Origin of the sequence: Solimonas sp. K1W22B-7 (assembly GCF_003428335.1) — a bacterium.
GTDB lineage: Bacteria > Pseudomonadota > Gammaproteobacteria > Nevskiales > Nevskiaceae > Solimonas_A.
This window is the reverse complement of sequence record NZ_CP031704.1, coordinates 1,258,388-1,280,744: the sequence shown is the minus strand read 5'-3', so window position 1 is coordinate 1,280,744 and position 22,357 is coordinate 1,258,388. Positions and strand designations below refer to the sequence as shown.

The window sequence follows — 22,357 nt, the reverse complement described above, 5'->3', positions numbered from 1 at the left end:
TGGGGCTTTTCAGACGCTCATTCCTTCAGCGCACACTACCGTCACCCAGCACCACCCACTTCAGCGAGGTCAGGCCCTCCAGGCCGACCGGGCCGCGGGCGTGGAACTTGTCGGTGCTGATGCCGATCTCCGCGCCCAGGCCGTACTCGTAGCCGTCGGCGAAGCGGGTCGAGGCATTGACCATCACGGAACTGGAGTCCACTTCCCGCAGGAAGCGGCGCACCTTGCTGTAGTTCTCGGTGACGATGGCGTCGGTGTGGTGCGAGCCGTAGGTCTCGATGTGGTCGATGGCCTGGTCGAGACTGTCGACCACGCGCACCGACAGGATCGGCGCCAGGTATTCCGTGCGCCAGTCTTCCTCGGTCGCCGGGCGGGCGTCGGTGAGGATGCGGCGGGTGCGCTCGCAGCCGCGGATCTCCACGCCGGCCTCGGCGTAGATCTCGCCCAGGGTCGGCAGCACGCGCTCGGCGATCGCCACGTCGACCAGCAGGGTCTCCATGGTGTTGCAGGTGCCGTAGCGCTGGGTCTTGGCGTTGACCGCCACCGCCACCGCCTTCTCCAGGTCGGCGTCGGCGTCGATGTAGACGTGGCAGATGCCGTCCAGGTGCTTGATCACCGGCACGCGCGCGGCCTCGGCCACGGCCGCGACCAGGCCCTTGCCGCCGCGCGGGATGATGACGTCGATGAACTCCGGCATCGCCACCATCTCGGTGACGGTGCGGCGGTCGGTGATGTCGAGTACCTGCACCGCCTCGCGCGGCAGGCCGGTTTCGACCAGCGCGCGCTCGATGCAGCGGGCGATCGCCAGGTTGGACTGCAGCGCCTCGGAGCCGCCGCGCAGGATCGCGGCATTGCCGGACTTCAGGCACAGGGCGGCGGCGTCGGCGGTCACGTTGGGACGCGACTCGTAGATGATGCCGACCACGCCCAGCGGCGCGCGCATGCGGCCGACCTGGATGCCGGAGGGACGCTGCTTGAGATCGCTCAACTCACCCACCGGGTCCGGCAGGTTGGCGACCTGGCGCACGCCGTCGGCCATGGCGGCAACGCGGTCGGGGTTCAGTTCCAGGCGGTCCAGCAGCGCGTCGTCGAGCTTGCGCGAGCGGCCCTCGCGCATGTCGGCAGCGTTGGCTTCGAGGATCGCCTTGGACTCGGCCAGCAGGATTTCGGCCAGCGCGAACAGGCAGGCGTTCTTGGCGCCGGTGTCGGCACGCGCCAGCGCACGGCTGGCAGCGCGGGCTTTGGCGCCTTTTTCGCGCATGTAGGCGGCAATATCGTCGACTTTGGCCGCTTTTGCCTTGGTGTTTGCTGAGGGACTCATACGGCTTCGGTTTTCCGGGTGCCACTGATGTTGAGCACCAATGTTAGCAAGTCTTCCCAGGCCGCCGCTTCCTGCCCGGTCTTCACGCCCTGATCGATGCGCGCGCAGAGGCGCAGCCACTCCATGATCTCGCCCGGCCGGCTGCGCGGCAGGGCCTTGATGTAGGGCTCGGCGCGGGCCTTCTGGATACCGGCGTCGTAGCAGGCGGCATTGGCATCACGCGAGCGGGCAAAGGCCATCGAGGCCTTGGACAGCTGGCGCAGGCTCCAGACCAGGGCACCGAGGATTTCCAGCGCCGCCACGCCTTCCTCGCGCAGGCGCTCCAGACTGCGCACCGCGCCGGCGCCATCGCCGGCCAGGGCACGGGCGTTGAGGTCGAAGGCCTCGTAGCGCGCGCTGTCCGCCACCGCCTGCTCCAGCTGCTCCAGGCCGATGGCCTGGCCCGGGAACAGCAGCTTGAGCTTTTCGATGTCTTGCGCTGCCGCCAGCAGGTTGCCCTCGGTGCGTTCCACCAGCAGCTTCATGGCGTCGGGGTCGAGCTGCAGCTTCGCGGCCTTGGCACGGCCGGCCAGCCAGCCGGGGAATTCGGCCGGCTTCATCGGCTCGAAGTACAGCGCCGCGCCGGCGTTCTCCAGGGCCTGGTACCAGCCGCCCTGGCGCGAGCGCCACTCGATCGGACCGCTGTGCAGGATGAACAGGGTGTCGCGCGACAGCTGCGGGATCAGCTGCTGCATCAGCTTGCTGCCTTCCACGCCCGGGGCGCCGGTGGGCAGGTTCAGCTCGACGATGCGCTGGCTGGCGAACAGCGACATGCTGGCGCAGGAATCGGCCAGCTGCTGCCAGTTGAACCCGCGCTCGACGTCCAGCACCTCGCGCTCGGAAAAGCCGGCCTTGCGCGCCGCGGCGCGGATCGCGTCCAGCGACTCCTGCATCAGCAGCGGCTCCTCGCCCGCCACGACGTACAGCGGCGCGAGCCCCTGGGCGAGATGCGTGGACAGCTGGTTGAGGGTCAGGCGCAAGGCGAAAACCGGGAAATGAGGGTCGGCCATTCTACCCGGCCGGCACCGTTCGGCGGCATGAACGAAAAATGTCGGCGGATAGGCTCTAAACTTCACTCATGAGCCGCGACTACACCCCCGCCGACCGCCTGCTGAGCCGCCTGGGCCAGGGCCTGGCCCTGCTGGCGCCGAAGACGGCGCAGCGCAGCAACCCCGCCGACCGCCTGCCGGAGGCCGAACTGCAGGACGAGCAGCGCCGCCACACCGCCGGGCTGATGCGCGTCAACCATGCCGGCGAGATCGCCGCCCAGGCCCTGTACCACGGCCAGGCCTTCGTCGCCCGCGACGGCAAGGTCCGCGACCACCTGCTGGCCGCCGCCCACGAGGAGCAGGACCACCTGCAGTGGTGCGAGGAGCGCCTGCGCGAGCTGGGCTCCTCCCCCAGCCGCCTGCAGCCGCTGTGGTACGCCGGCTCCTTCGCCATCGGCGCCGCCGCCGGCCTGGCCGGCGACCGCTGGAGCCTGGGCTTCGTCGAGGAGACCGAGAAGCAGGTCTCCGAGCATCTCGACGAGCACCTGCGCGAACTGCCGGAAGCCGACCAGCGCAGCCGCGCGATCCTCAAGACCATGCGCGACGACGAGGCCCGCCACGCCAGCGAAGCGCAGGAAGCCGGCGCCCGCCCCCTGCCCTACCCGGTGCGCGAGCTGATGCGCAAGGTGGCGGGCTTCATGAAGAAGGGCGCTTACAGGTTCTGAGAACACAACGAATGTAGGAGCGGCTGTTAGCCGCGAAGGGAGTTCATCATGATCACCTTCCTTCGCGGCTAACAGCCGCTCCTACAACAGCAACAGCGAGCATCGTGACCAGCAACGAAAAAGGCGGCCCGAAGGCCGCCTTTTCCACGTCCCGCGCCCGACCTCAGCGCTGGATGTTCTTGCCGTAGAAGATTTCCATGATCTCGTGGTTGACGCGATCGCGGATGCGGCGCGCTTCGCGCGGCGGCAGCTCGGAAACGCCCTCGCCGAAGAGGTAGTTCTCCAGGTCCATTTCCTTCAGGCGCATCTTGGTGTGGAAGATGTATTCCTGGTACACGTTCACGTCGACCATCTGGTACTTGTCGCCCAGGTCCGGCGCGATGAAGTTCTGGATCGAGTCCACCTGGTGGTCGATGAAGTGCTTCATGCCGCGCACGTTGCGGGTGAAGCCGCGCACGCGGTAGTCCATCACCACGATGTCGGACTCGAAGGACTTGATCAGGTAGTTCAGGGCCTTCAGCGGCGAAATCTTGCCGCAGGTGGACACGTCGATGTCGGCGCGGAAGGTCGAGATGCCGTTGTCCGGGTGGGTTTCCGGGTAGGTGTGGACCGTGATGTGCGACTTGTCGAGGTGCGCGACCACCGAATCCTTCTTGCCCTTGGCCTTGCCCGGGGCCGGCTTGCCGGGGGTCGGCAGGCCGTCGAGGTGGCCTTCCGAGATCAGCATCGTCACCGAGGCACCCTGCGGATCGTAGTCCTGGCGGGCGACGTTGAGGATGTTGGCGCCGATGATGTTGGCGACCTCGGTCAGGATATGGGTGAGGCGCTCGGCGTTATAGGCCTCGTCGATGTACTCGATGTATTCCTGCTGGTGCTCGCGCGAACGGGCATAACAGATGTCGTAGATGTTGAACGACAGCGACTTGGTCAGGTTGTTGAAACCCAGCAGCTTCAGCTTCGGGTTGTTGGTGGGTTTGGTTCTAGCCTTGGCCAAGGATCTGTCCTCAGAAATACAAAAACGGACCCCCACGGCCCATACCGTGGGAGCAGCAATCGGTAATTTTACCCCGAAACCGCGTCAGTTTGACGACAGGGGGCCTGCCGGCGTTCATTCCGCCGCACGGATCTCGTAGTCGTAGCTGACGTTGACCCCACCCTTCTTGAGCATGATGGAGGCCGAGCAATACTTCTCGGCGGACAGTTCCACGGCCCTCTTGACGTGGTTTTCGGCCAGATTCCGGCCCGTCACCACGAAATGCAGGTGAATGTCCGTAAAAACCTTCGGGTCGGTCTCGGCGCGCTTGCTGTCCAGCTCGCACCAGCAGTCGGTCACGGTCTGGCGCGCTTTCTGCAGGATGTAGATCACATCCACGGTGGAGCAGGCGCCCACCCCCATCAGCAGCAATTCCATGGGCCGGGGGCCCAGGTTGCGGCCGCCGATATCGGGCGGACCGTCGACGACAACCGCGTGTCCGCTGCCGCTTTCGGCGATGAACGTGGCCTTTTCGGCCCACTTGATGCGTGCTTTCACCCTGGCTCCCGGTTCGTTGAGTCGTTGATCATTGTGGTATTTTCGTCCAAATCAAGCACTGAAGCACTTTTGGGGAAGGAGTTTTCCGATGCTGGACAAGCCGGCCGTACAGGCCTTCGTCGCGCAGGCGCATAAAAAGAGTTTTCCGCCGAAGCACACGCTGATCCACGCCGGGGACGAACCGCAGTCCCTGTACTACATCCTCGAAGGCTCGGTCAGCATCATGCTGGAGGACACGGACGGCCGGGAGATCGTGCTGGCCTACCTCAACCCCGGCGACTTCTTCGGCGAGATGTGCCTGTTCCCGGAGCAGCAGACCCGCACCGCCATCGTGCGCACCCGCAGCCCCACCCTGGTGGCGGAAATCGGCTACCACGCCTTCCGCGGCTTCGTACGCCAGTACCCGGAAATCATGTTCGAGGTCGCCGGCCAGCTGTCCGAGCGCCTGCGCGACACCAGCCGCCGCCTCGGCGACCTGGCCTTCCTCGACGTCGCCGGCCGCCTCGCCCACGCCCTGCTGGACCTGAGCAAGAACCCCGACGCGCTGCCGCATGCCCGTGGCGTGATGGTCAAGGTCAGCCGCCAGGAACTGGCGCGCATCGTCGGCTGCTCGCGCGAAATGGCCGGCCGCGTGCTCAAGAAGCTGGAAGAAGACGGCATGGTCGCCTCCCAGGGCCGCAGCATCCTGATCCTGGGGATCAAGAGGCCGGGCAGCTAGGGTTCTTGCAGGACCTTCAGGTAGATCCCGTCCTGCGCCGAGCTGCGCGGGGTGTTGCGGTCGCTCAGCACGGCGAACTCCCAGGCCACTGCGGCGCGCCCGCCACCGGCGGCGATCGCCAGGTCCGGTGCCGCCTCCACCCCGTTGTTGGTGCGGTTGTTCACGCGGACGGCCTGGCCCTGTGGCTGCGCACTGGCGTCGTACTGCCGCGCGAAGATGTCGGTGGGGAAGCCGGTGCCGATCACCGGCGGCAGCGGAAAACCATTGGGCAGGATCGTCGAGACGATCTGGTCGATCACCTGGACAATGCCCAGGGCACCCTCGCCGAAGACGGCGATCAGCACGGCGTGGACCACGTCCGTCACCACGACCAGGGGCAGGATCGTGGAAACCCCGGGCAATATCGAGAGCGAGTCCCAGGCCAGCGTCAGCCCGCCGTCGTCGCGGAAGGCCAGCGCCGACTGGCGCTGGATCACGGCCGGGGTGGACGCCGCCTGCACGATGCCCTGCTTCGATAGACCGGCGTTGTCGTAGGCGTTGAACAGGATCGAGCTGCGGCGCGTGGTGCTGCTGAACAGCGTGGTGTTGGCCACCTCGTTCCAGCTGACCGCGAACTCGTTGCCGGCGCCGCCGGCCACCGCGGGAAAGCCGCGCCCGAAGGTCTTGCGCCCCTCGTTGAGCAGGGTGGCACTGGCCGCCCGCACCGGCCCGGCAGGAGCGCCGGCGGCGTCGGCCAGGCGGGCGCGGATCACTGCCCGGCGCAACTCGCCCGGCGCCTGGAAGTTCTGGCTGCTGCCGGTCCAGGCGACCGCGAAACCGTTGCCCGTGGCCGCGACGGCGACCTCTGTGGCCTGGCGCTCCTCGGCGTCGGCGGGGTTGGAGAGGAGTTGCTCCGGGCCACCGACCAGGGCCGGGGAGTACACGCGCAGGGCCACCGCAGTGTTCGGATTCGACCCCGTGCTGGGCGGCGGCTGCACCACACCGATCTCGGTGGTCCAGGCCACGGCGACGCTGCCGTCGGCGGCGATCGCCACGGCCGGGTCGGGTTCCGAGGTCAGCGATCGCACCGAGGCGACGGCCACCGTGAAGGGCGCGCCCAGCGGCAGGCCGGCGGCGTCGTAGCGCCGCGCCTCCACCGAGGAGGTGGCGACGAACGGCCCCGTGGTGAAGGTGTCGCGGGTATAGACCACGACGAAGTTGCCGGCGGTATCCATGGCGACGTCGGCACGGTTGCGAATGCCGTTGCCGATGGCCCCGCTGGCGACCGTGAACGGCGCACCCAGGGCGGCGTTGCCGCCGGCGTCGTAGAGGCGCGCCATGAGACGACTGTCGGCCGAACCGGATCCCGTCACGGCGCCGTAGACCACCACGACCTGGCCGGCGGCATTGGTTGCCACGCGCGCGGCATGCGGTGGCCGCGCGCCGCCGAAGGCCGGCGTGAAAGTTCCGCTGACGAAGGTATCCGAAGAGGGTTGCGGCGCCAGCTGCGCCGATGCGGGTATCGCGGCGAGAAGGGCGGCAGCGCCGGCAAGCGCGAGCAGTCCCTGGCGGAAACGGCGGCTGAGTTGCATCTGGCCTCTCCCTGGCTCTGCGCGGACGGGTCCCGTCCACGACTCCGCCGCAGGCTGGACCACAAGCCTCCGGTCCGTCAACCTGAACAGCCTGTCAGCTTATCCTGACAGGCCCGGCCTGCCTCAGGCCAGCAGCGCCGCCAGCGCCTTGCCCGGGCTCGGCTGGCGCATCAGCGACTCGCCGATCAGGAAGCGGTTCACGTCGGCGTCGCGCATGCGCTTCACGTCATCCGGCGCCGCAATCCCGCTCTCGGTGACCACCTCGTAGTCCTTGGGCAGGCGCGGCAACAGGTCCAGCGTCGTGTCCAGGCGGGTCTCGAAGGTCCGCAGGTTGCGGTTGTTGATGCCCAGCAGCACCGGGCCGGCGAGCTGCGCCGACAGCACCTGGTCCAGCTCCATGCCGTCGTGGATCTCCACGAGGACGTCCAGGCCCAGCGACTGCGCCAGGCTGTAGAGCTCGCGCATCTGCGTCACCGACAGGCAGGCGGCGATCAGCAGGATGGCGTCGGCGCCGATCGCACGGGCCTCGATGACCTGCAGCGGATCGACCAGGAAGTCCTTGCGGATCGCCGGCAGTGCCACCGCCTTGCGGGCGGCGACGAGAAAGTCGTTGTGCCCCTGGAAGAAGCGCTCATCGGTCAGCACCGACAGGCAGGCGGCGCCATGGGCGGCGTACTCGCCGGCGATCCAGGCCGGGTTGAAGTCGGCGCGGATCACGCCCTTGCTGGGCGAGGCCTTCTTGATCTCGGCGATGACACCGGCGCGGCCGGATGCAACAACAGAGCGCAGGGATGCACCAAAACCGCGCACGCGATCGGCGGCACCCGCCAGGTCTTCCAGCGCGGACAGCGAGTAGCGCCGCTTGAGATCGCGGATTTCGTCTTTCTTGACTTCGAGAATACGTTCGAGGATGTCGGCCATTACTTGCCTGCGATGCTGCGGGTGGTGGCCACGAACTCGTCCAGCCGGGCGCGGGCCGCGCCGCTGGCGATCGCGTGGCGCGCCTTGGCGATGCCGTCGTGGATGCTGCCGACGAGGTTGGCGGCGTAGAGCGCGGCGCCGGCGTTGAGCGCGACGATGTCGCGGGCGACGCCATCCCGGTTGTCCAGCGCCTCCAGCAGCCGCGCCTTGGACTCCTGCGCATCGGCGACGCGCAGCTGGCGGGTGGAGGCCATGGCCAGGCCGAAGTCCTCCGGGTGGATCTCGTACTCGCGCACCTGGCCGTCGATCAGCTCGCCCACCAGGGTGCCGGCGCCCAGGGTGATTTCGTCGAGGTTGTCCTTGCCCCAGACCACCAGGGCACGCTGCACGCCGAGCTTCTGCAGCGCCCGCACCTGGATGCCGACGAGATCGGGGTGGAACACGCCCATCAGCATGTTCGGCGCGCCGGCCGGGTTGGTCAGCGGGCCGAGGATGTTGAACACCGTGCGCACGCCCATTTCCTTGCGCACCGGACCCACCGCCTTCATCGCCGGGTGGTGGATCGGCGCGAACATGAAGCCGATGCCGCAGCGCTCGATGCACGCGGCGACCTGCGCCGGCTGCAGCTCGATCACCGCGCCCAGGGCCTCCAGCACGTCGGCGGAGCCGGACTTGGAGGAGACGCTGCGGTTGCCGTGCTTGGCCACGCGCGCGCCGGCCGCCGCCGCCACGAAGATCGAGGCGGTGGAAATGTTGAAGGTATGCGCGCCGTCGCCGCCGGTGCCGACGATGTCGACGAAATGCGGATGCGGCGCCACCTCGACCTTGAGCGCGAACTCGCGCATCACCTGCGCGGCGGCGGCGATCTCGCCGACGGTTTCCTTCTTCACGCGCAGGCCGGTGAGGATGGCCGCGGTCATGACCGGCGACACCTCGCCGCGCATGACCTGACGCATCAGGTCGACCATCTCGTCCGGGAATATCTCGCGATGCTCGATCAGGCGCTGCAGCGCCTCCTGCGGGGTGATGCTCACTTGTGAGCCTCCAGGAAATTCTTCAGCAGCTGGTGGCCGTGCTCGGTCAGGATCGACTCCGGGTGGAACTGCACACCCTCGATCGGCAGCGTCCGGTGGCGCAGGCCCATGATCTCGTCGCGGCTGCCATCGGCCTTCTGCGTCCAGGCCGTCACTTCCAGTTCCTTCGGCAGCGTCGATTCCTCGACGATCAGCGAGTGGTAACGGGTGGCCGTGTAGGGCGAAGGCAGGCCGTGGAACATGCCGGTATCGGCATGATGGATCGGGCTGACCTTGCCGTGCATGACCTCGCGGGCACGCTTCACCACGCCGCCGAAGGCCTGGCCGATGGACTGGTGGCCCAGGCACACGCCCAGGATCGGGAACTGCCCCTTGAGACGGTCGATCAGCTCCAGGCAGATGCCCGCCTCGTTCGGCGTGCAGGGGCCGGGCGAGAGGATGATATGGCTGGGCTTGAGCGCCGCCACCTCGTCCACCGTGATCTGGTCGTTGCGATGCACGACGACGTCCGCACCCAGCTCCCCGAAGTACTGCACGAGGTTGTAGGTGAAGCTGTCGTAGTTGTCGATCATGACGATCATGACGAGGCCTCCGCCGCGGCATTCATCATCGCCCGGGCCTTGGTCATGGTTTCGGTCCACTCGGACGCAGGCACCGAGTCGGCAACGACACCGGCGCCGGCCTGTACGTGGACCTGGCCGTCCTTGATCACCGCGGTTCGGATCGCGATCGCCGTATCCATGTTGCCGTCCCAGCCGAGATAGCCCACGGCGCCGCCGTAGATGCCGCGCTTGACCGGCTCCAGCTCCTGGATGATCTCCATCGCCCGCACCTTGGGCGCACCCGACAGGGTGCCGGCCGGAAAGGTCGCGGCCAGCGCGTCGAGCGCATCGACGCCGGGCTTGAGCTGGCCGGTGACGTTGCTGACGATGTGCATCACGTGGCTGTAGCGCTCGATCACCATCTTGTCGGTCAGCTTGACGCTGCCGGTCTGGGACACGCGGCCGACGTCGTTGCGGCCCAGGTCGATCAGCATCAGGTGCTCGGCGATCTCCTTGGGATCGGCCAGCAGCTCCTGCTCCAGGGCGTGGTCCTCCTCCGGCGTGGCGCCGCGCTTGCGCGTGCCGGCGATGGGACGCACGGTCGCGGTGCCGTCCTGCACCCGCACCAGGATCTCCGGGCTGGAACCGACGACATGGTGATCACCCAGGTCCATGCAGTACATGTAGGGCGAGGGATTGAGGCGGCGGATGGCGCGGTAGAGACGCGCCGGGTCGGCCTTGAACGGTGCCGACAGGCGCTGCGAAGGCACCACCTGCATGCAGTCACCGGCGGCGATGTAGTCCTTGACCCGCTCCACCGCGGCGCAGAAGCGCTCCTCGCTGAAGCCCGAGGTGAAGGCCAGCGGCTTGGCGGGACTGCTGTGGTACGGCGCGCGCGGCAGGGCCAGGGGCTCGGACAGCTTGGCGGCGATCTCGTCCAGGCGGCGCTCGCCGCGCTCCAGGTCTTCCTTCGAGGCCGGGTCGGCGTGCACCACCAGGGTCATGGTCGCGCGCAGGTTGTCGAACACGATGACCTCGTCCGACAGCATCAGCAGGATGTCCGGCGTACCCAGCGGATCCGGCTTGGGCCGGTCCAGGCGCGGCTCGAAGTAGCGCACGCAGTCGTAGCCGAAGTAGCCCACCAGGCCGCCGCTGAAGCGCAGCGGCAGCTCGCGCGGCTGCAGGCGCACGCGGCGCTGGTACTGGCGCACGAAGTCGATCGGGTCGGCCACCTCGGCCTCCTCGATCATGCGGCCGTCGCGCTCCACCAGCACGTGGTGGCCGCGCACCTTCAGCACCTCGCGGCAGGGCAGGCCGATGAAGCTGTAGCGGCCCCACTGGTCGCCGCCATGGACGGATTCCAGCAGGTAGGAATAGGGCTTGTGGGCAAGCTTGAGATAGACCCCGACGGCGGTGTCGAGATCGCCCGGCAGTTCGCGCGTCAGCGCGATGCGGTTGTAGGTTGGAGACATCAGACTTCCTTTGAACGCGCCCGCCGCCGTGGCGACAAGTGTGATTATTGATTGAACTTTATCGTTTCAACTAAGCAATAGTCACCAGCGCCATCGTGCCGACGGCGGCTGCGCTGCGGGGTTGTGGAAGGTCTTCATGCGCTCATTCTAGCCGGAGGCGATGGCGCTGCGCATCGCCTGGATCGTGGCCGCATAGTCCTTGGAATTGAAGATCGCCGAGCCGGCCACGAAGGTATCGGCGCCGGCGGCGGCGATCTCGCGGATGTTGTCCACCTTCACCCCGCCGTCGATCTCCAGGCGCACTTCGCGGCCGGTGGACGCGGTATAGGCGTCGATCATGGCGCGGGCCTGGCTCAGCTTGGTCAGCGCAGACGGCAGGAAGGACTGGCCGCCGAAGCCGGGGTTGACCGACATCAGCAGCACCATGTCGACCTTGTCCATGACGTAGTCCAGGTAGGAGAGCGGCGTGGCCGGGTTGAACACCAGGCCGGACTTGCAGCCGGCGTCGCGGATCGCCTGCAGGCTGCGGTCCACGTGCTTCGTCGCCTCCGGGTGGAAGGTGACGTAGTCGGCACCGGCCTTGACGAACAGCTGCGCCAGGGCATCCACCGGCTCCACCATCAGGTGCACGTCGATCGGCGCCTTGATGCCGTACTTGCGCAGGGCCTCGCAGATCGTCGGGCCGAAGGTCAGGTTCGGCACGTAGTGATTGTCCATGACGTCGAAGTGGACGATGTCGGCGCCGGCCGCCAGCACGCGCTGCACGTCCTCGCCCAGGCGGGCCAGGTCGGCGGACAGGATCGAGGGCGCGATCAGGGGCGGCAGTTTGCTCTTGGACATTGGCGGCACCATTGGACGGGCGCGTATTATCCGCGAGTTTCCTCTCAATCGCAGTCCCCATGCCCGCCCTCTACGAATCGACGATCACCAGCCTGCCCCGCATCCACGGAGGCAAGGTGCGCGACATCTTCGCCCTCGGCGACAGGCACATGCTGATCGTCACCAGCGACCGCCTGTCCGCCTTCGACGTGATCATGCCCCGCCCCATCCCGGGCAAGGGCGCGGTGCTCAACGCCGTGACTGAGTTCTGGATGCAGCGCTACACCAGCCTGATCCCCAATCACTCCGCCCCGGAAATCCGCCTGGCCGACTGGCTGACCCCGGCCGAGCTGGCCGAGTGCGAGGGCCGCGCGGTGGTGGTGAAGAAGCTCAAGGCGATCCCGGTGGAATGCGTCGCCCGCGGCTATCTGATCGGCAGCGGCTGGAAGGACTACCAGCGCAGCGGCGCGGTCTGCGGCATCCCCCTGCCCGCCGGCCTGCAGCTGGCGGAAGCGCTGCCCGAACCGATCTTCACCCCGGCCGACAAGGCCCCGGCGGGCCAGCACGACGAGAACATCTCCCTGGCCGAGGTCGAGGCCAAGATCGGCAAGGACCTGGCCGCGCAGCTGCGCGAGGTCACCCTGACCATCTACCGCCAGGCCTCGGAATACGCCCTGGGGCGCGGCATCATCATCGCCGACACCAAGTTCGAGTTCGGCCTGGACGAGGACGGCCGCCTGCACCTGATCGACGAGGTGCTGACGCCGGATTCCTCGCGCTTCTGGGACGCCGAAGGCTACCGCCCCGGCATCAGCCCGCCGAGCTTCGACAAGCAGATCGTGCGCGACTACCTGGAAACCCTGGACTGGGACAAGAAGGCCCCCGGCCCGGCCCTGCCGGACGAGATCGTCGAGCGCACCGCCGCCCGCTACCGCGAAGCCCAGCGCCGCCTGACGGGAGTCTGACGGCCGGCTCCGTCATGCTATAAACCCGGTTCATGAAGACATCGGGGAATGACGCAATGACGGTTGCCCTGTGGTGCGTGTTTGTCGCGGCCCTGCTGCCCTTCCCGTTCACGCTGGCGGCCAAGTGGTCGCGCCGCTTCGACAACGCCCGGCCGCGCAGTTCGCTGGAGCAGAACGAAGGCTGGCGCCAGCGCGCCAACTGGGCCCAGCTCAACAGCTTCGAGGCCTTCCCCGCCTTCGCCGCCGCGGTGATCGTCGCCCATATCGTCAAGGGCCCCAGCGAGACGGTGAACTGCCTGGCCCTGGCCTTCATCGGCCTGCGCGCGGCCTACGGCCTGCTCTACATTGCCGACAAGCCGACCGTGCGCTCGCTGGTCTGGACCGCCGCCATCGGCTGCACGATCGCCATCTTCATTTCCGCCGCCTGAGGAACATCACATGCAGATCAAGATCGAGATCGACGTGAAGCCCGAGGAACTGCGCCGCTTCCTGGGCCTGCCCGACGTCTCCGGCCTGCAGGACGACATCGTCGCCTTCCTGCGCGACAAGGTCGGCGCCGCCGGCGAGTTCGACGCCGCCAGCTTCGTCAAGCAGAACCTCGACAACCTGCGCAAGCGCGGCCCCTGGAAGAACATCGTGGCCCGCGTGCTGCCGGGCGACGACGAGGAAGAAGCCCCGGCCGCCGCGGCCCGCAAGTCGCCGCGCAAGCGGGCGGCAGCCAAGAAGGCCGCGGGCAAGCGCAGCGAGGTGGATGAGTCGGGGCCGCGGGAGAGTGAGGTGGGGGGAGGCTGAAAAACGTCCAAAGGACGTTTTTCAGCCGAGCGGGTGAAGCAACGCGCTTTGGCAATGCCTAAATGGCATTGCCTGCGTTGCTGAACGCCCGGCCATGGATGGCCGGGCCGGGGCTAGATCAGGAAGTGAAGCCCCGCCATGGATGGCGACCCTGAACCAGTTCCCTCTCCCGCCAGCGGGAGAGGGAACAAAAAAGCCAAAAAGACCGACGCGAGCGGGTAAGTACTGGGACCCGCGCCGGCCCCACAGCAATCGTTACGCGGCCTTCTTCTCAACCACCGCAGTAAGGTCCTCCACAAACCCGCTCCACAAGCCCCGCCGCACGTGATGATCACGCACGAAGCGGTTGCGGGTTTCCGGCAGCAGGTCGATCTGGTCGCGCAGCAGCTCGCCGAGGTTGCGCGCGCGGCGCGCGACCCGCAGGCGTTCGCTGACCCCTTCCAGGTGCCCCTGGAGGGAGCCGGCCTCGTGCAGCGCGATGAGCGCGACGCCGCCGAGGACGCGGTCGAGATAGATCTCGCCCTTGCCCTGGCCCGTTTCGCGTATCTGACTCATCGGTAACTTCTCCTGACAAAAAAGGGCCGGAGTTTCCCCCGGCCCTCAGGCGCCATCCACGTCAGATGGCGAGGGAACTCAGTTCCCGGGCCGGTTTAGGCCTTCACGGCCTTCTTGGCCTTGGAAACCGTCTTCTTCACGGTCTTCTTGGCTTCGGCGGCGACTTCGGCAACGGCAACTTCTTCGCCGGCGATCTTGGCGGAGATGGTCTCGTAGCCAGCCTTGATCGTCTTCACCAGCTCGTCGCTGGTCTTGGTCACGACGGCAACGCTGTCGTTGTAGGCAGCGACGACGCGGTCCTTGCCTTCCGGCAGGTAGGCAACCGGGTTGGCGGCAACAGCCTTCACGCCATCGGTCTTGGCCTTGCTGAAGCTGGTCTGCGCAACGGCGAGCAGATCCTTGCCGGCGGCGACGTTGGTGTCGAGCAGCGTCTTCACGCCTTCGACAACGATCGCGTTGGCGGCCTTGAGGGTTTCGAAGCCGGACTCGACAACTTCCTGGCCACGGACCACGACGACTTCGCCGCGGGCTTTGACATCGGTGATGATGGTTTCAACGTTCATAAATTTCGCTCCTGATAGCAACAAGTTCCCAGTACTTTCCCCAACCAATGCTGCACCGCAACATTTGTTGCAACGCATCATATTCATGACCCCTGGGGATGTCAACGCGATAGGGGCCACATGCCGACGAACGGCAAAAAACCCCTGCAAATTCGCAAGAATGCCTCGGAACCCACGGATTCCAGAGGATTTTTGCCTCTGCATAAGGTATCGTTGAGGCATGAAAGAGCGCTTCCGGCACCTCCTCCATGGACTTTGGGACCTCGATCGGGCCGCCAGGCACCCGCAGGTTCTGGTGCGCTGCGCGCGCTATGCCTTCGTGCTGGCGCGGGACCTGCTGGAGGGCCAGCTCAACATGCGGGCCATGGGCCTGGTCTACACCACGCTGCTGTCGATCGTGCCGCTGCTGGCCCTGGCCTTCTCGATGCTCAAGGCCCTGGGCGTGCACAACTCGCTGCAGCCGGTGCTGCTGGAGGCCCTGCGCCCGCTCGGCAGCCAGGCCTACGTCATCACCGACAACATCGTCGGCTTCGTCGAGAAGATCAACGTCAGCGTGCTGGGCTTCTTCGGCGTGGCGCTGCTGTTCTTCTCCGTGATCTCGATGATCCGCAAGGTCGAGGAGAGCTTCAATTTCATCTGGCGCATCGAACGGGCGCGGCCGCTGTCGCAGCGCCTGGGCGAGTATCTGGCGGTGATCACGGTGGGGCCGCTGCTGGTGGTGCTGGCGCTGGGCGCCACCGGCAGCATGATGAGCAGCAAGGTGGCGACCTGGCTGGTGTCGATCGAACCCTTCGGTCTGCTGGTGTTCATGCTGACCAAGCTGCTGCCCTATCTGCTGATCGTGGGGCTGTTCACCTTCCTCTACAGCTTCATGCCGAACACGCGGGTGAAACTGCGCCCGGCGTTCTACGGCGGCGCCCTGGCGGGCGTCCTGTGGCAGACCGGGGCCGCGGTCTTCGCTTCGGTGGTGGTCAGCGCCACCAGCTACAACGCGATCTACTCCGGTTTCGCGATCGTGATCCTGCTGCTGATCTGGCTGTACCTGGCCTGGCTGATCCTGCTGACCGGTTGCCAGCTGGCCTACTACGTGCAGCATCCCGAGCAGATCAAGCCGCACAAGGTCCCGCCGCTGCTGTCCGGCAAGCAGATCGAGTACCTGGCGCTGATGATCATGGGCATGACCGGCCGCCGCTTCCTGGCGGGTGAACCCGCGTATACCGAGGAAGAGCTGAGCCTGGCGCTCAACGCCGCCCCGGAGCATGTCGCCCGGGTGACCGACAACCTGATCTATCACGGCCTGCTGACGGAGGCCGGAATCGACCGGACGCAGCTGATCCCGGCCATGGACCTGGACTCGATCGCCCTGTCGCGGCTGTGGCGCCTGGCCCGGGCCGGCAACGACGTGATGCCGCACAGCCGCGACGCACTGGCGCCGGAAGTACAGAAACTGCTGGACGAGGCCGAGCTGGCTTTCGAGCGCCATTGCGAGGGCATGACCCTGCGCCAGTGGCTGGCCGGCCCCAAGCCCTGAACCGGCGCTCCCGGCCCCCTTCGCCAAACCGCTACACTGCGCGCCCCGAAGACGGATTCATCAGAATGAGCACAGGAGACCGGGTCGAGCGCCCCTGGCTGCAGGAGTACAGCGAGGGCGTTCCCGCCGACATCGACACCAGCACCTACGCCTCGGCGGTGGACTTGCTGGAGCAGAGCATCGCGCGCTTCCGCGAGCGCGTGGCCTTCGACTGCATGGGCGCCAGCCTGAGCTACGACGAGCTCGACCGCTCCACCCAGGATTTCGCCTCCTACCTGCAGAACGTGCTCGGCTTCCACAAGGGCGACCGCGTCGCCGTGATGATGCCGAACCTGCTGCAGTACCCGGTGGTGCTGTTCGGCATCCTGCGCGCCGGCATGACGGTGGTGAACGTCAACCCGCTGTACACGCCGCGCGAACTGGAGCACCAGCTGCGCGACAGCGGCGCCCGCGCCATCGTGATCGTGGAGAACTTCTGCGCCACGCTGGAGAAGGTACTGAAGCAGACGCCGGTGGAATGCGTCATCACCACCCAGGTCGGCGACCTGCTGCCCTTTCCCAAGGGCCTGCTGGTCAACACCGCGGTCAAGTACATCAAGAAGCTGGTACCGGCCTGGAACATCAAGCGTACGACGCCGCTGCGCACGGCCCTGGCGCGCGGCAAGGCGCAGCCCTACATGCGCATCGAGCTGGGCGCGCAGGACATCGCCTTCCTGCAGTACACCGGCGGCACCACCGGCCTGTCCAAGGGCGCGACGCTGACGCACGGCAACATCGTCGGCAACCTGCTGCAGTGCCGCGCCTGGCTGTCGCCGCTGCTGTGCGAGGGCGAGGAGACCATCGTCACGGCGCTGCCGCTGTACCACATCTTCGCCCTGGTCGCGAACTGCCTGGTGTTCATGTCGCTGGGCGCGCGCAACGTCCTGATCACCAATCCGCGCGACCTGCCGGGCTTCGTCGGCGAGCTGTCGCGCAGCCGCTTCACCGCGCTCACCGGCGTCAACACCCTGTTCAACGGCCTGCTCAATACCAAGGGCTTCGCCGAGCTGGATTTCTCGGCACTGAAGCTGAGCCTGGGCGGCGGCACCGCGGTGCAGCAGGCGGTGGCGGAGCGCTGGCGCGAGGTCACCGGCAAGCCGCTGACCGAGGCCTACGGCCTCACCGAATGCTCGCCCGGCGTCTGCTTCAACCCGCTGCACAAGCCCGACTGGAACGGCACCATCGGCCTGCCCCTGCCGTCAACGCTCGTCGACATCCGCGACGACGACAACCGCTCGCTGGCGCAGGGCGAGGCCGGCGAACTCTGCGTCAAGGGCCCGCAGGTGATGCAGGGCTACTGGCAGAAGCCGGAGGAGAACGCCAAGGTCTTCACGCCCGACGGCTGGCTGCGCACCGGCGACGTCGCGGTGATGGACGACAAGGGCTACTTCCGCATCGTCGACCGCAAGAAGGACATGATCCTGGTGTCCGGCTTCAACGTATACCCCAACGAGATCGAGGCGGTCGCCGCGCTGCACCCGGGCGTGCTGGAGTGCGCCTGCATCGGCGTGCCCGACGACCGGTCCGGCGAAGCGCCCAAGCTGTTCGTGGTGCGCAAGGACCCCGCCCTCACCGCCGAGGCGCTGCTGCAGCACTGCCGCGACAACCTCACCGGCTACAAGATTCCGAAGCACGTGGTCTTCGTCGAGTCCCTGCCCAAGACCAACGTCGGCAAGATCCTGCGCAAGGACCTGCGCGACCTGAAATGAAGCCGCGCACGATCCTGATCACCGGCTGCTCCAGCGGGATCGGCCGGGCGCTGGCGCTGGAACTGCAGGCTCGCGGCCTGGCCGTGTGGGCCACGGCGCGCCGGCCCGAGACCCTGAAGGATCTTGAAGACCGCGGCATCCGCTGCGCGGCGCTCGACGTGGACTCCCCCGACAGCATCGCCGCCCTGGCGGCGCGGCTGGACAGCGAAGGCGTGGCCCTGGACGTGCTGGTCAACAACGCCGGCTACGGCGCCATGGGCCCGCTGGCCGAGATGCCGGCGGCGGAACTGCGCCGCCAGTTCGATACCAATGTGCTGTCGCTGATGGCCCTGACCCAGGCCCTGCTGCCGCCGATGATGCGGCGCCGCAGCGGCATGGTGGTCAACCTCGGCAGCGTCTCCGGCGTGCTGGTGACGCCGTTCTCCGGTGCCTACTGCGCGACCAAGGCGGCGGTGCATGCGCTGTCCGATGCACTGCGCATGGAGCTGGCGCCCTTCGGCATCCACGTGATGACGGTGCAGCCCGGGGCGATCCAGTCGCAGTTCGGCGCCACGGCGACGGCGGGTATTGCCGCGCGCGGCGTCTCGGCCTACGCCGCGGTAGCCGATGCGGTGATGGCCCGCGCCGGCGCCTCGCAGCAGCATTCGACGACGGCGGAGAAGTTCGCGCGGGTGCTGGCGGACGCGATGCTGGCGCGGCGTCCGGCGGCACAGGTCCGCATCGGCAACGGCAGCCGCGCGATGCCGCTGGTGAAGCGGCTGGTTCCGACGGGGCTGCTGGATTGGGTGCTGCGGAAGAAGTTCAGGCTCGACCAGCCGCTTTAGGAGATAATGAAATGTGGGAGCGGCTTTAGCCGCGATCTTTTGCGCACACGCCAAAAAGATCGCGGCTAAAGCCGCTCCCACAACAGCAATCAACCCTCAGCGCTGCGTCTCCGGCAGCGCGATATTCATCTCCAGCACTTCCAGCCCGTCCTCGCGCTGCAGCTGCACGTTGACGGCGCTGTCCGGCACCTGCACGTACTTGCGCACCACGGCGAGGATTTCCTCGCGCAGCTGGCCGATGTAGGCCGGGCCACCGCCCATGCGTCCGTCGCGCTGGTGCGCGACGACCACCTTGAGCCGCTCCTTGGCGAGGTTCGCCGAGTTCTTGCTGGGCTCCGCCCTGAAAAATTTGAGCCAGTCCATCGATCAGGTCCCGAAGAGCTTGGTGAAGAAGCCCTTCTTCTCCGCGGTCATGAAACGGTGCGGGCGCTCCTCGCCGAGGAAACGCGCCACCAGGTCGTCGTAGGCCTGTCCGGCGTCGGTCTCGCGCGCGGCGATGACCGGGGTACCGGCGTTGGACGAGGTCAGCACCGCCGGGGATTCAGGGATGGCGCCCAGCAGGGGGATGCCCAGGATTTCCCTGACGTCCTCCACCGACAGCATCTCGCCCTTTTCGACGCGGGCCGGGTTGTAGCGGGTCAGCACCAGGTGCTCCTTGACCCGCCCGGCGCCGGATTCCACCTTGCGGGTCTTGCTGGCCAGCAGGCCGAGCACGCGGTCGGAGTCGCGCACCGAGGAGACTTCCGGGTTGGTCACCACCAGGGCCTCGTCGGCGAAGTACATCGCCAGGTGCGCGCCCTTCTCGATGCCGGCCGGCGAGTCGCAGACGATGTAGTCGAAGTCCTGCGCCAGCTCGTTGAGGACCTTCTCGACGCCCTCGACGCTCAGCGCATCCTTGTCGCGGGTCTGGCTGGCGGCGAGGATGTAGAGATTGTCGATCTGCTTGTCCTTGATCAGGGCCTGGCGCAGGTTGGCCTCGCCGTGGATCACGTTGACGAAGTCGAACACCACGCGGCGCTCGCAGCCCATGATCAGGTCGAGGTTGCGCAGACCGACGTCGAAGTCGATGACCACGGTCTTCTTGCCGCGCATGGCCAGGCCGGTGGCAAAGGAGGCACTGGTGGTGGTTTTGCCCACGCCACCCTTGCCGGAAGTCACTACGACGATTTTCGCCACGGGTTTCCCTTTAAAAAGTCTTGCTCGAATACGTGTTGGCGCGGCCGGGGGCCACTACCAGTCCAATCTTTCCAATTTCAGCTTGCCGTCGGCAAGCCAGGCCTGCACCGGCTTGCCGCGCAGGTCGCCCGCCATCTGGTCGGCCACGGCGTAGACGCCGGCGATGGCCACCAGTTCCGCCTCGAAACGGCGGCAGAAAATCCGCGCCTGGATGTCGCCGCTGGCACCGGCGATGACCCGCCCGCGCGCCGCGCCGTAGACGTGGATGCAGCCGTCGGCCACCACCTCGGCGCCGGCACCGACAATGTTCATGGCCACCAGGTCGGCCCCGGCGGCATAGATCTGCTGGCCCGAACGGACCGGCTCGGTGACAATCCGGGTGGGGGCCCGCTGGGCGGCCGGGGCCGCTGCCGGCGCAGGGGCCGGCGCGGGAGCCGGGGCTGCGGCCGCGGGCGCAGGGGCCGGAGCGGGCGCCTCCGCGGCCGCGACTTCCGCCCGGGGCGCGGGGGCCGGTCGGGCACCGCGGCCTTCCGGCGGCAACACCGCCAGGCCCCAGTTGCGCGCCGACTCGTTGAGGGGACCGTCGCTGACCCCCAGCGGCTGCAGGCCGGCGGTGCGCAGTGCCGACAGGATGCCGCCCAGTTCCAGCGCCTGGTCCGACTCGATCACCACGGGCATGCCCTGCATCGCCGGCGGCATCGATTTCGCGAAGTCGCGAATCTGCTCTTCCACCGTGAGGGGATCGTGGACGAGGACACGCAGCCGGCTGACCGACAGCATGCGCCCCTTGAATTCAAGCGCTTTGGTAGACGTCATGGAGAAGCCTGGGAGTCACGGCGATTTTACACGCCCGTGACAGCTTGGGGGCCCCTGCCCCGCATTGGATGCAGCAGGCACCGGCGATGGCCTGTGTTTTGCTATGGCTGTGCTAGCTTACATGGGACATTCAGGATGACAGCCTTGGCAGGCCTACCGATGGGATCAGGGATCGACTGGCGGAAGTATCGCTGCGAGAAGTTCTATGACGAGCTGTTCGCAGCGCCAGGGGTCCCCCGGGCGGCGGCGCAGCAGCTGGCGGAATACCTGGACGACCTGTCCGAGACCGAGCTGTCCGAGCGCCGGCTGGCGGCGGAACTGGCGATCCGGGTCATGGGCATCACCTTCACGGTCTACACCGAGGGCAAGAACGTCGACCGTGCCTGGCCCTTCGACATCATCCCCCGCACGATCCCGCGGACCGAGTGGCAGCACACCGAGGCCGGCCTCAAGCAGCGCGTCCAGGCCCTGAACCACTTCATCCAGGACATCTACGGCGAGCAGAAAATCATCAAGGACAAGATCTTCCCGGCCGACCTGCTGGAAGAATCGGTCAATTTCCGCTCGCAGTGCGTCGGCATGCGCCCCAAGGGCGGGGTCTGGGCGCATATCTGCGGCAGCGACCTGGTGCGCCATTCCGACGGCACCCTGTACGTGCTGGAGGACAACCTGCGGGTGCCCTCGGGCGTCAGCTACATGGTGGAAAACCGCCTGGTGACCAAGCGCGTGTTCCCGGAAATCTTCGAGAACATGAACATCCTGCCGGTGGACGACTACCCGGCCCAGCTCTACGACACCCTGGCAGCGATGTCGCCGCGCCCGGGCGAAGTCCCCAACATCGTCCTGCTGACGCCGGGCATCTACAACTCGGCCTATTTCGAGCACTGCTGGCTGGCCCAGCAGATGGGCATCGAGCTGGTGGAAGGCCAGGACCTGTCGGTGGGCGACGACGACTGCGTCTACATGCGCACGATCTACGGCCCGCAGCGGGTCGACGTGATCTACCGCCGCATCGACGACCTGTTCCTCGACCCGGAGGCCTTCAACCCCGACTCGATGCTGGGGGTCAAGGGCGTGATGCGCGCCTGGCTCAAGGGCAAGGTGGCCCTGGTCAACGCCCCCGGCGCCGGCGTGGCCGACGACAAGGTGGTCTACGCCTTCGTGCCGCAGATGATCAAGTACTACCTCGGCGAGGACGCGATCCTGCCGAACGTGCCCAGCTACCTGTGCATGGACCCCAAGCAGCGCGACTACGTGCTGGCCAACCTCGACCAGCTGGTGGTCAAGCCGGCCAACGAGTCCGGCGGCTACGGCATGCTGATCGGGCCCGCGTCCACCAAGGCACAGCGCGAGAAATTCCGCGAGCTGATCCTGGCCAACCCGCGCAACTACATGGCCCAGCCGACGCTGTCGCTGTCGACCGCCCCGACCATGACCGAGGAAGGCGGCATCGAGCCGCGCCACCTCGACCTGCGGCCCTTCATCCTGTCGCGCGGCGACAGCACCTACGTCACCACCGGCGGGCTGACCCGCGTGGCCATGGTCAAGGGCTCGCTGGTGGTCAACAGCTCGCAGGGCGGCGGCGCCAAGGACACCTGGATCGTCGACATGGAAGGCCAGCAGCCGACCCTGGGCTCGATCGAGACCGGCCAGTCGCAATCGCAGTCCCAGTCGCAGTCTTCCGGCGCGGAGGCCGCCTGATGCC

24 protein-coding genes are annotated in these 22,357 nt (G+C 67.2%); 9 read left to right on the top strand and 15 right to left on the bottom strand.

Annotated elements, in window-relative coordinates; genetic code table 11:
- Nucleotides 1-25: 25 nt before the first annotated feature.
- A complete protein-coding gene (locus tag D0B54_RS06000; protein WP_117290143.1) occupies nt 26-1,321 on the bottom strand; it encodes a glutamate-5-semialdehyde dehydrogenase in 1,296 nt (431 codons plus the stop codon).
- Nucleotides 1,318-2,370 carry a DNA polymerase III subunit delta gene (holA, locus tag D0B54_RS05995; RefSeq protein WP_240433559.1) on the bottom strand — a complete coding sequence of 351 codons (1,053 nt, stop codon included), beginning with the start codon at nt 2,368-2,370 and terminating at the stop codon, nt 1,318-1,320. The genes D0B54_RS06000 and holA overlap by 4 nt, the downstream gene beginning before the upstream one ends.
- Nucleotides 2,371-2,438: 68 nt before the next feature.
- Here holA and coq7 point away from each other — a divergent pair, with 68 nt between their 5' ends.
- Nucleotides 2,439-3,074, top strand: a complete 636-nt coding sequence (gene coq7, locus D0B54_RS05990) for a 2-polyprenyl-3-methyl-6-methoxy-1,4-benzoquinone monooxygenase (RefSeq protein WP_117290141.1) — start codon at nt 2,439-2,441, stop codon at nt 3,072-3,074.
- Nucleotides 3,075-3,237: 163 nt separating this feature from the next.
- On the opposite strand, the gene speD is transcribed toward coq7, so the two are convergent.
- A complete protein-coding gene (gene speD / locus D0B54_RS05985) occupies nt 3,238-4,068 on the bottom strand; it encodes an adenosylmethionine decarboxylase (protein WP_117290139.1) in 831 nt (276 codons plus the stop codon).
- A 114-nt stretch (nt 4,069-4,182) separates the two neighbouring features.
- A complete protein-coding gene (locus D0B54_RS05980; RefSeq protein WP_117290137.1) occupies nt 4,183-4,605 on the bottom strand; it encodes an OsmC family protein in 423 nt (140 codons plus the stop codon).
- A gap of 88 nt (nt 4,606-4,693) precedes the next feature.
- On the opposite strand from D0B54_RS05980, the gene crp reads away from it, so the two are divergent.
- On the top strand, nt 4,694-5,323 hold the full coding sequence (gene crp / locus D0B54_RS05975) for a cAMP-activated global transcriptional regulator CRP (RefSeq protein WP_117290135.1): 630 nt from the start codon (nt 4,694-4,696) through the stop codon (nt 5,321-5,323).
- Here crp and D0B54_RS05970 read toward each other — a convergent pair.
- From D0B54_RS05970 to rpe, 6 genes are all read right to left on the bottom strand, one after another.
- Nucleotides 5,320-6,894 carry a hypothetical protein gene (locus tag D0B54_RS05970; RefSeq protein WP_117290133.1) on the bottom strand — a complete coding sequence of 525 codons (1,575 nt, stop codon included), beginning with the start codon at nt 6,892-6,894 and terminating at the stop codon, nt 5,320-5,322. The genes crp and D0B54_RS05970 overlap by 4 nt on opposite strands.
- Before the next feature lie 123 nt (nt 6,895-7,017).
- Nucleotides 7,018-7,815, bottom strand: coding sequence for an indole-3-glycerol phosphate synthase TrpC (gene trpC, locus D0B54_RS05965; protein WP_117290131.1), 798 nt, complete (start codon nt 7,813-7,815; stop codon nt 7,018-7,020).
- Nucleotides 7,815-8,849 carry an anthranilate phosphoribosyltransferase gene (trpD, locus tag D0B54_RS05960; RefSeq protein WP_117290129.1) on the bottom strand — a complete coding sequence of 345 codons (1,035 nt, stop codon included), beginning with the start codon at nt 8,847-8,849 and terminating at the stop codon, nt 7,815-7,817. The genes trpC and trpD overlap by 1 nt, the downstream gene beginning before the upstream one ends.
- Nucleotides 8,846-9,430, bottom strand: coding sequence for an anthranilate synthase component II (locus D0B54_RS05955; protein ID WP_117290127.1), 585 nt, complete (start codon nt 9,428-9,430; stop codon nt 8,846-8,848). The genes trpD and D0B54_RS05955 overlap by 4 nt, the downstream gene beginning before the upstream one ends.
- A complete protein-coding gene (gene trpE, locus D0B54_RS05950; RefSeq protein ID WP_117290125.1) occupies nt 9,427-10,863 on the bottom strand; it encodes an anthranilate synthase component I in 1,437 nt (478 codons plus the stop codon). The genes D0B54_RS05955 and trpE overlap by 4 nt, the downstream gene beginning before the upstream one ends.
- 147 nt (nt 10,864-11,010) lie before the next feature.
- Entirely contained in the window at nt 11,011-11,703 is a 693-nt protein-coding gene (gene rpe / locus D0B54_RS05945; protein WP_117295068.1) for a ribulose-phosphate 3-epimerase, read from the bottom strand.
- Nucleotides 11,704-11,762: 59 nt separating this feature from the next.
- Between rpe and D0B54_RS05940 the strand changes: the two genes are divergently transcribed.
- The 3 genes from D0B54_RS05940 to D0B54_RS05930 are packed head-to-tail and all read left to right on the top strand — an operon-like array spanning nt 11,763 to nt 13,439.
- Entirely contained in the window at nt 11,763-12,647 is an 885-nt protein-coding gene (locus D0B54_RS05940; RefSeq protein WP_117290123.1) for a phosphoribosylaminoimidazolesuccinocarboxamide synthase, read from the top strand.
- A 56-nt stretch (nt 12,648-12,703) separates the two neighbouring features.
- Nucleotides 12,704-13,075 carry an MAPEG family protein gene (locus tag D0B54_RS05935; protein WP_117290121.1) on the top strand — a complete coding sequence of 124 codons (372 nt, stop codon included), beginning with the start codon at nt 12,704-12,706 and terminating at the stop codon, nt 13,073-13,075.
- 10 nt (nt 13,076-13,085) lie between these two features.
- Nucleotides 13,086-13,439, top strand: coding sequence for a hypothetical protein (locus D0B54_RS05930; protein WP_117290119.1), 354 nt, complete (start codon nt 13,086-13,088; stop codon nt 13,437-13,439).
- 255 nt (nt 13,440-13,694) lie between these two features.
- Here D0B54_RS05930 and D0B54_RS05925 read toward each other — a convergent pair whose 3' ends face one another.
- Nucleotides 13,695-13,994 (bottom strand): hypothetical protein, encoded by a 300-nt coding sequence (locus tag D0B54_RS05925; protein WP_117290117.1) that lies wholly within the window; start codon nt 13,992-13,994, stop codon nt 13,695-13,697.
- Nucleotides 13,995-14,089: 95 nt separating this feature from the next.
- A complete protein-coding gene (locus D0B54_RS05920; protein WP_117290115.1) occupies nt 14,090-14,557 on the bottom strand; it encodes a phasin family protein in 468 nt (155 codons plus the stop codon).
- Nucleotides 14,558-14,777: 220 nt separating this feature from the next.
- Here D0B54_RS05920 and D0B54_RS05915 point away from each other — a divergent pair, with 220 nt between their 5' ends.
- The 3 genes from D0B54_RS05915 to D0B54_RS05905 all read left to right on the top strand — a co-directional run bounded on the left by D0B54_RS05915 (nt 14,778) and on the right by D0B54_RS05905 (nt 18,660).
- The gene (locus D0B54_RS05915; RefSeq protein WP_117290113.1) at nt 14,778-16,088 is read left to right on the top strand and encodes a YihY/virulence factor BrkB family protein; all 1,311 of its coding nucleotides are present in this window, start codon (nt 14,778-14,780) and stop codon (nt 16,086-16,088) included.
- Between the two features lie 65 nt (nt 16,089-16,153).
- Nucleotides 16,154-17,836 (top strand): AMP-binding protein, encoded by a 1,683-nt coding sequence (locus D0B54_RS05910; protein ID WP_117290111.1) that lies wholly within the window; start codon nt 16,154-16,156, stop codon nt 17,834-17,836.
- Complete coding sequence (locus D0B54_RS05905; protein ID WP_117290109.1) at nt 17,833-18,660, top strand: SDR family oxidoreductase; 828 nt, start codon at nt 17,833-17,835, stop codon at nt 18,658-18,660. The genes D0B54_RS05910 and D0B54_RS05905 overlap by 4 nt, the downstream gene beginning before the upstream one ends.
- A 96-nt stretch (nt 18,661-18,756) precedes the next feature.
- On the opposite strand, the gene minE is transcribed toward D0B54_RS05905, so the two are convergent.
- Genes minE through minC form a run of 3 tightly spaced genes read right to left on the bottom strand, consistent with a single transcriptional unit; the run spans nt 18,757 to nt 20,652 of the window.
- Nucleotides 18,757-19,023 carry a cell division topological specificity factor MinE gene (gene minE, locus D0B54_RS05900; RefSeq protein WP_117290107.1) on the bottom strand — a complete coding sequence of 89 codons (267 nt, stop codon included), beginning with the start codon at nt 19,021-19,023 and terminating at the stop codon, nt 18,757-18,759.
- Nucleotides 19,024-19,026: 3 nt separating this feature from the next.
- Entirely contained in the window at nt 19,027-19,836 is an 810-nt protein-coding gene (gene minD, locus D0B54_RS05895) for a septum site-determining protein MinD (RefSeq protein WP_117290105.1), read from the bottom strand.
- 54 nt (nt 19,837-19,890) lie between these two features.
- Nucleotides 19,891-20,652, bottom strand: a complete 762-nt coding sequence (gene minC / locus D0B54_RS05890; protein WP_117290103.1) for a septum site-determining protein MinC — start codon at nt 20,650-20,652, stop codon at nt 19,891-19,893.
- A gap of 159 nt (nt 20,653-20,811) precedes the next feature.
- Here minC and D0B54_RS05885 point away from each other — a divergent pair, with 159 nt between their 5' ends.
- A complete protein-coding gene (locus D0B54_RS05885) occupies nt 20,812-22,353 on the top strand; it encodes a circularly permuted type 2 ATP-grasp protein (protein ID WP_117290101.1) in 1,542 nt (513 codons plus the stop codon).
- Nucleotides 22,354-22,357 lie beyond the last annotated feature (4 nt).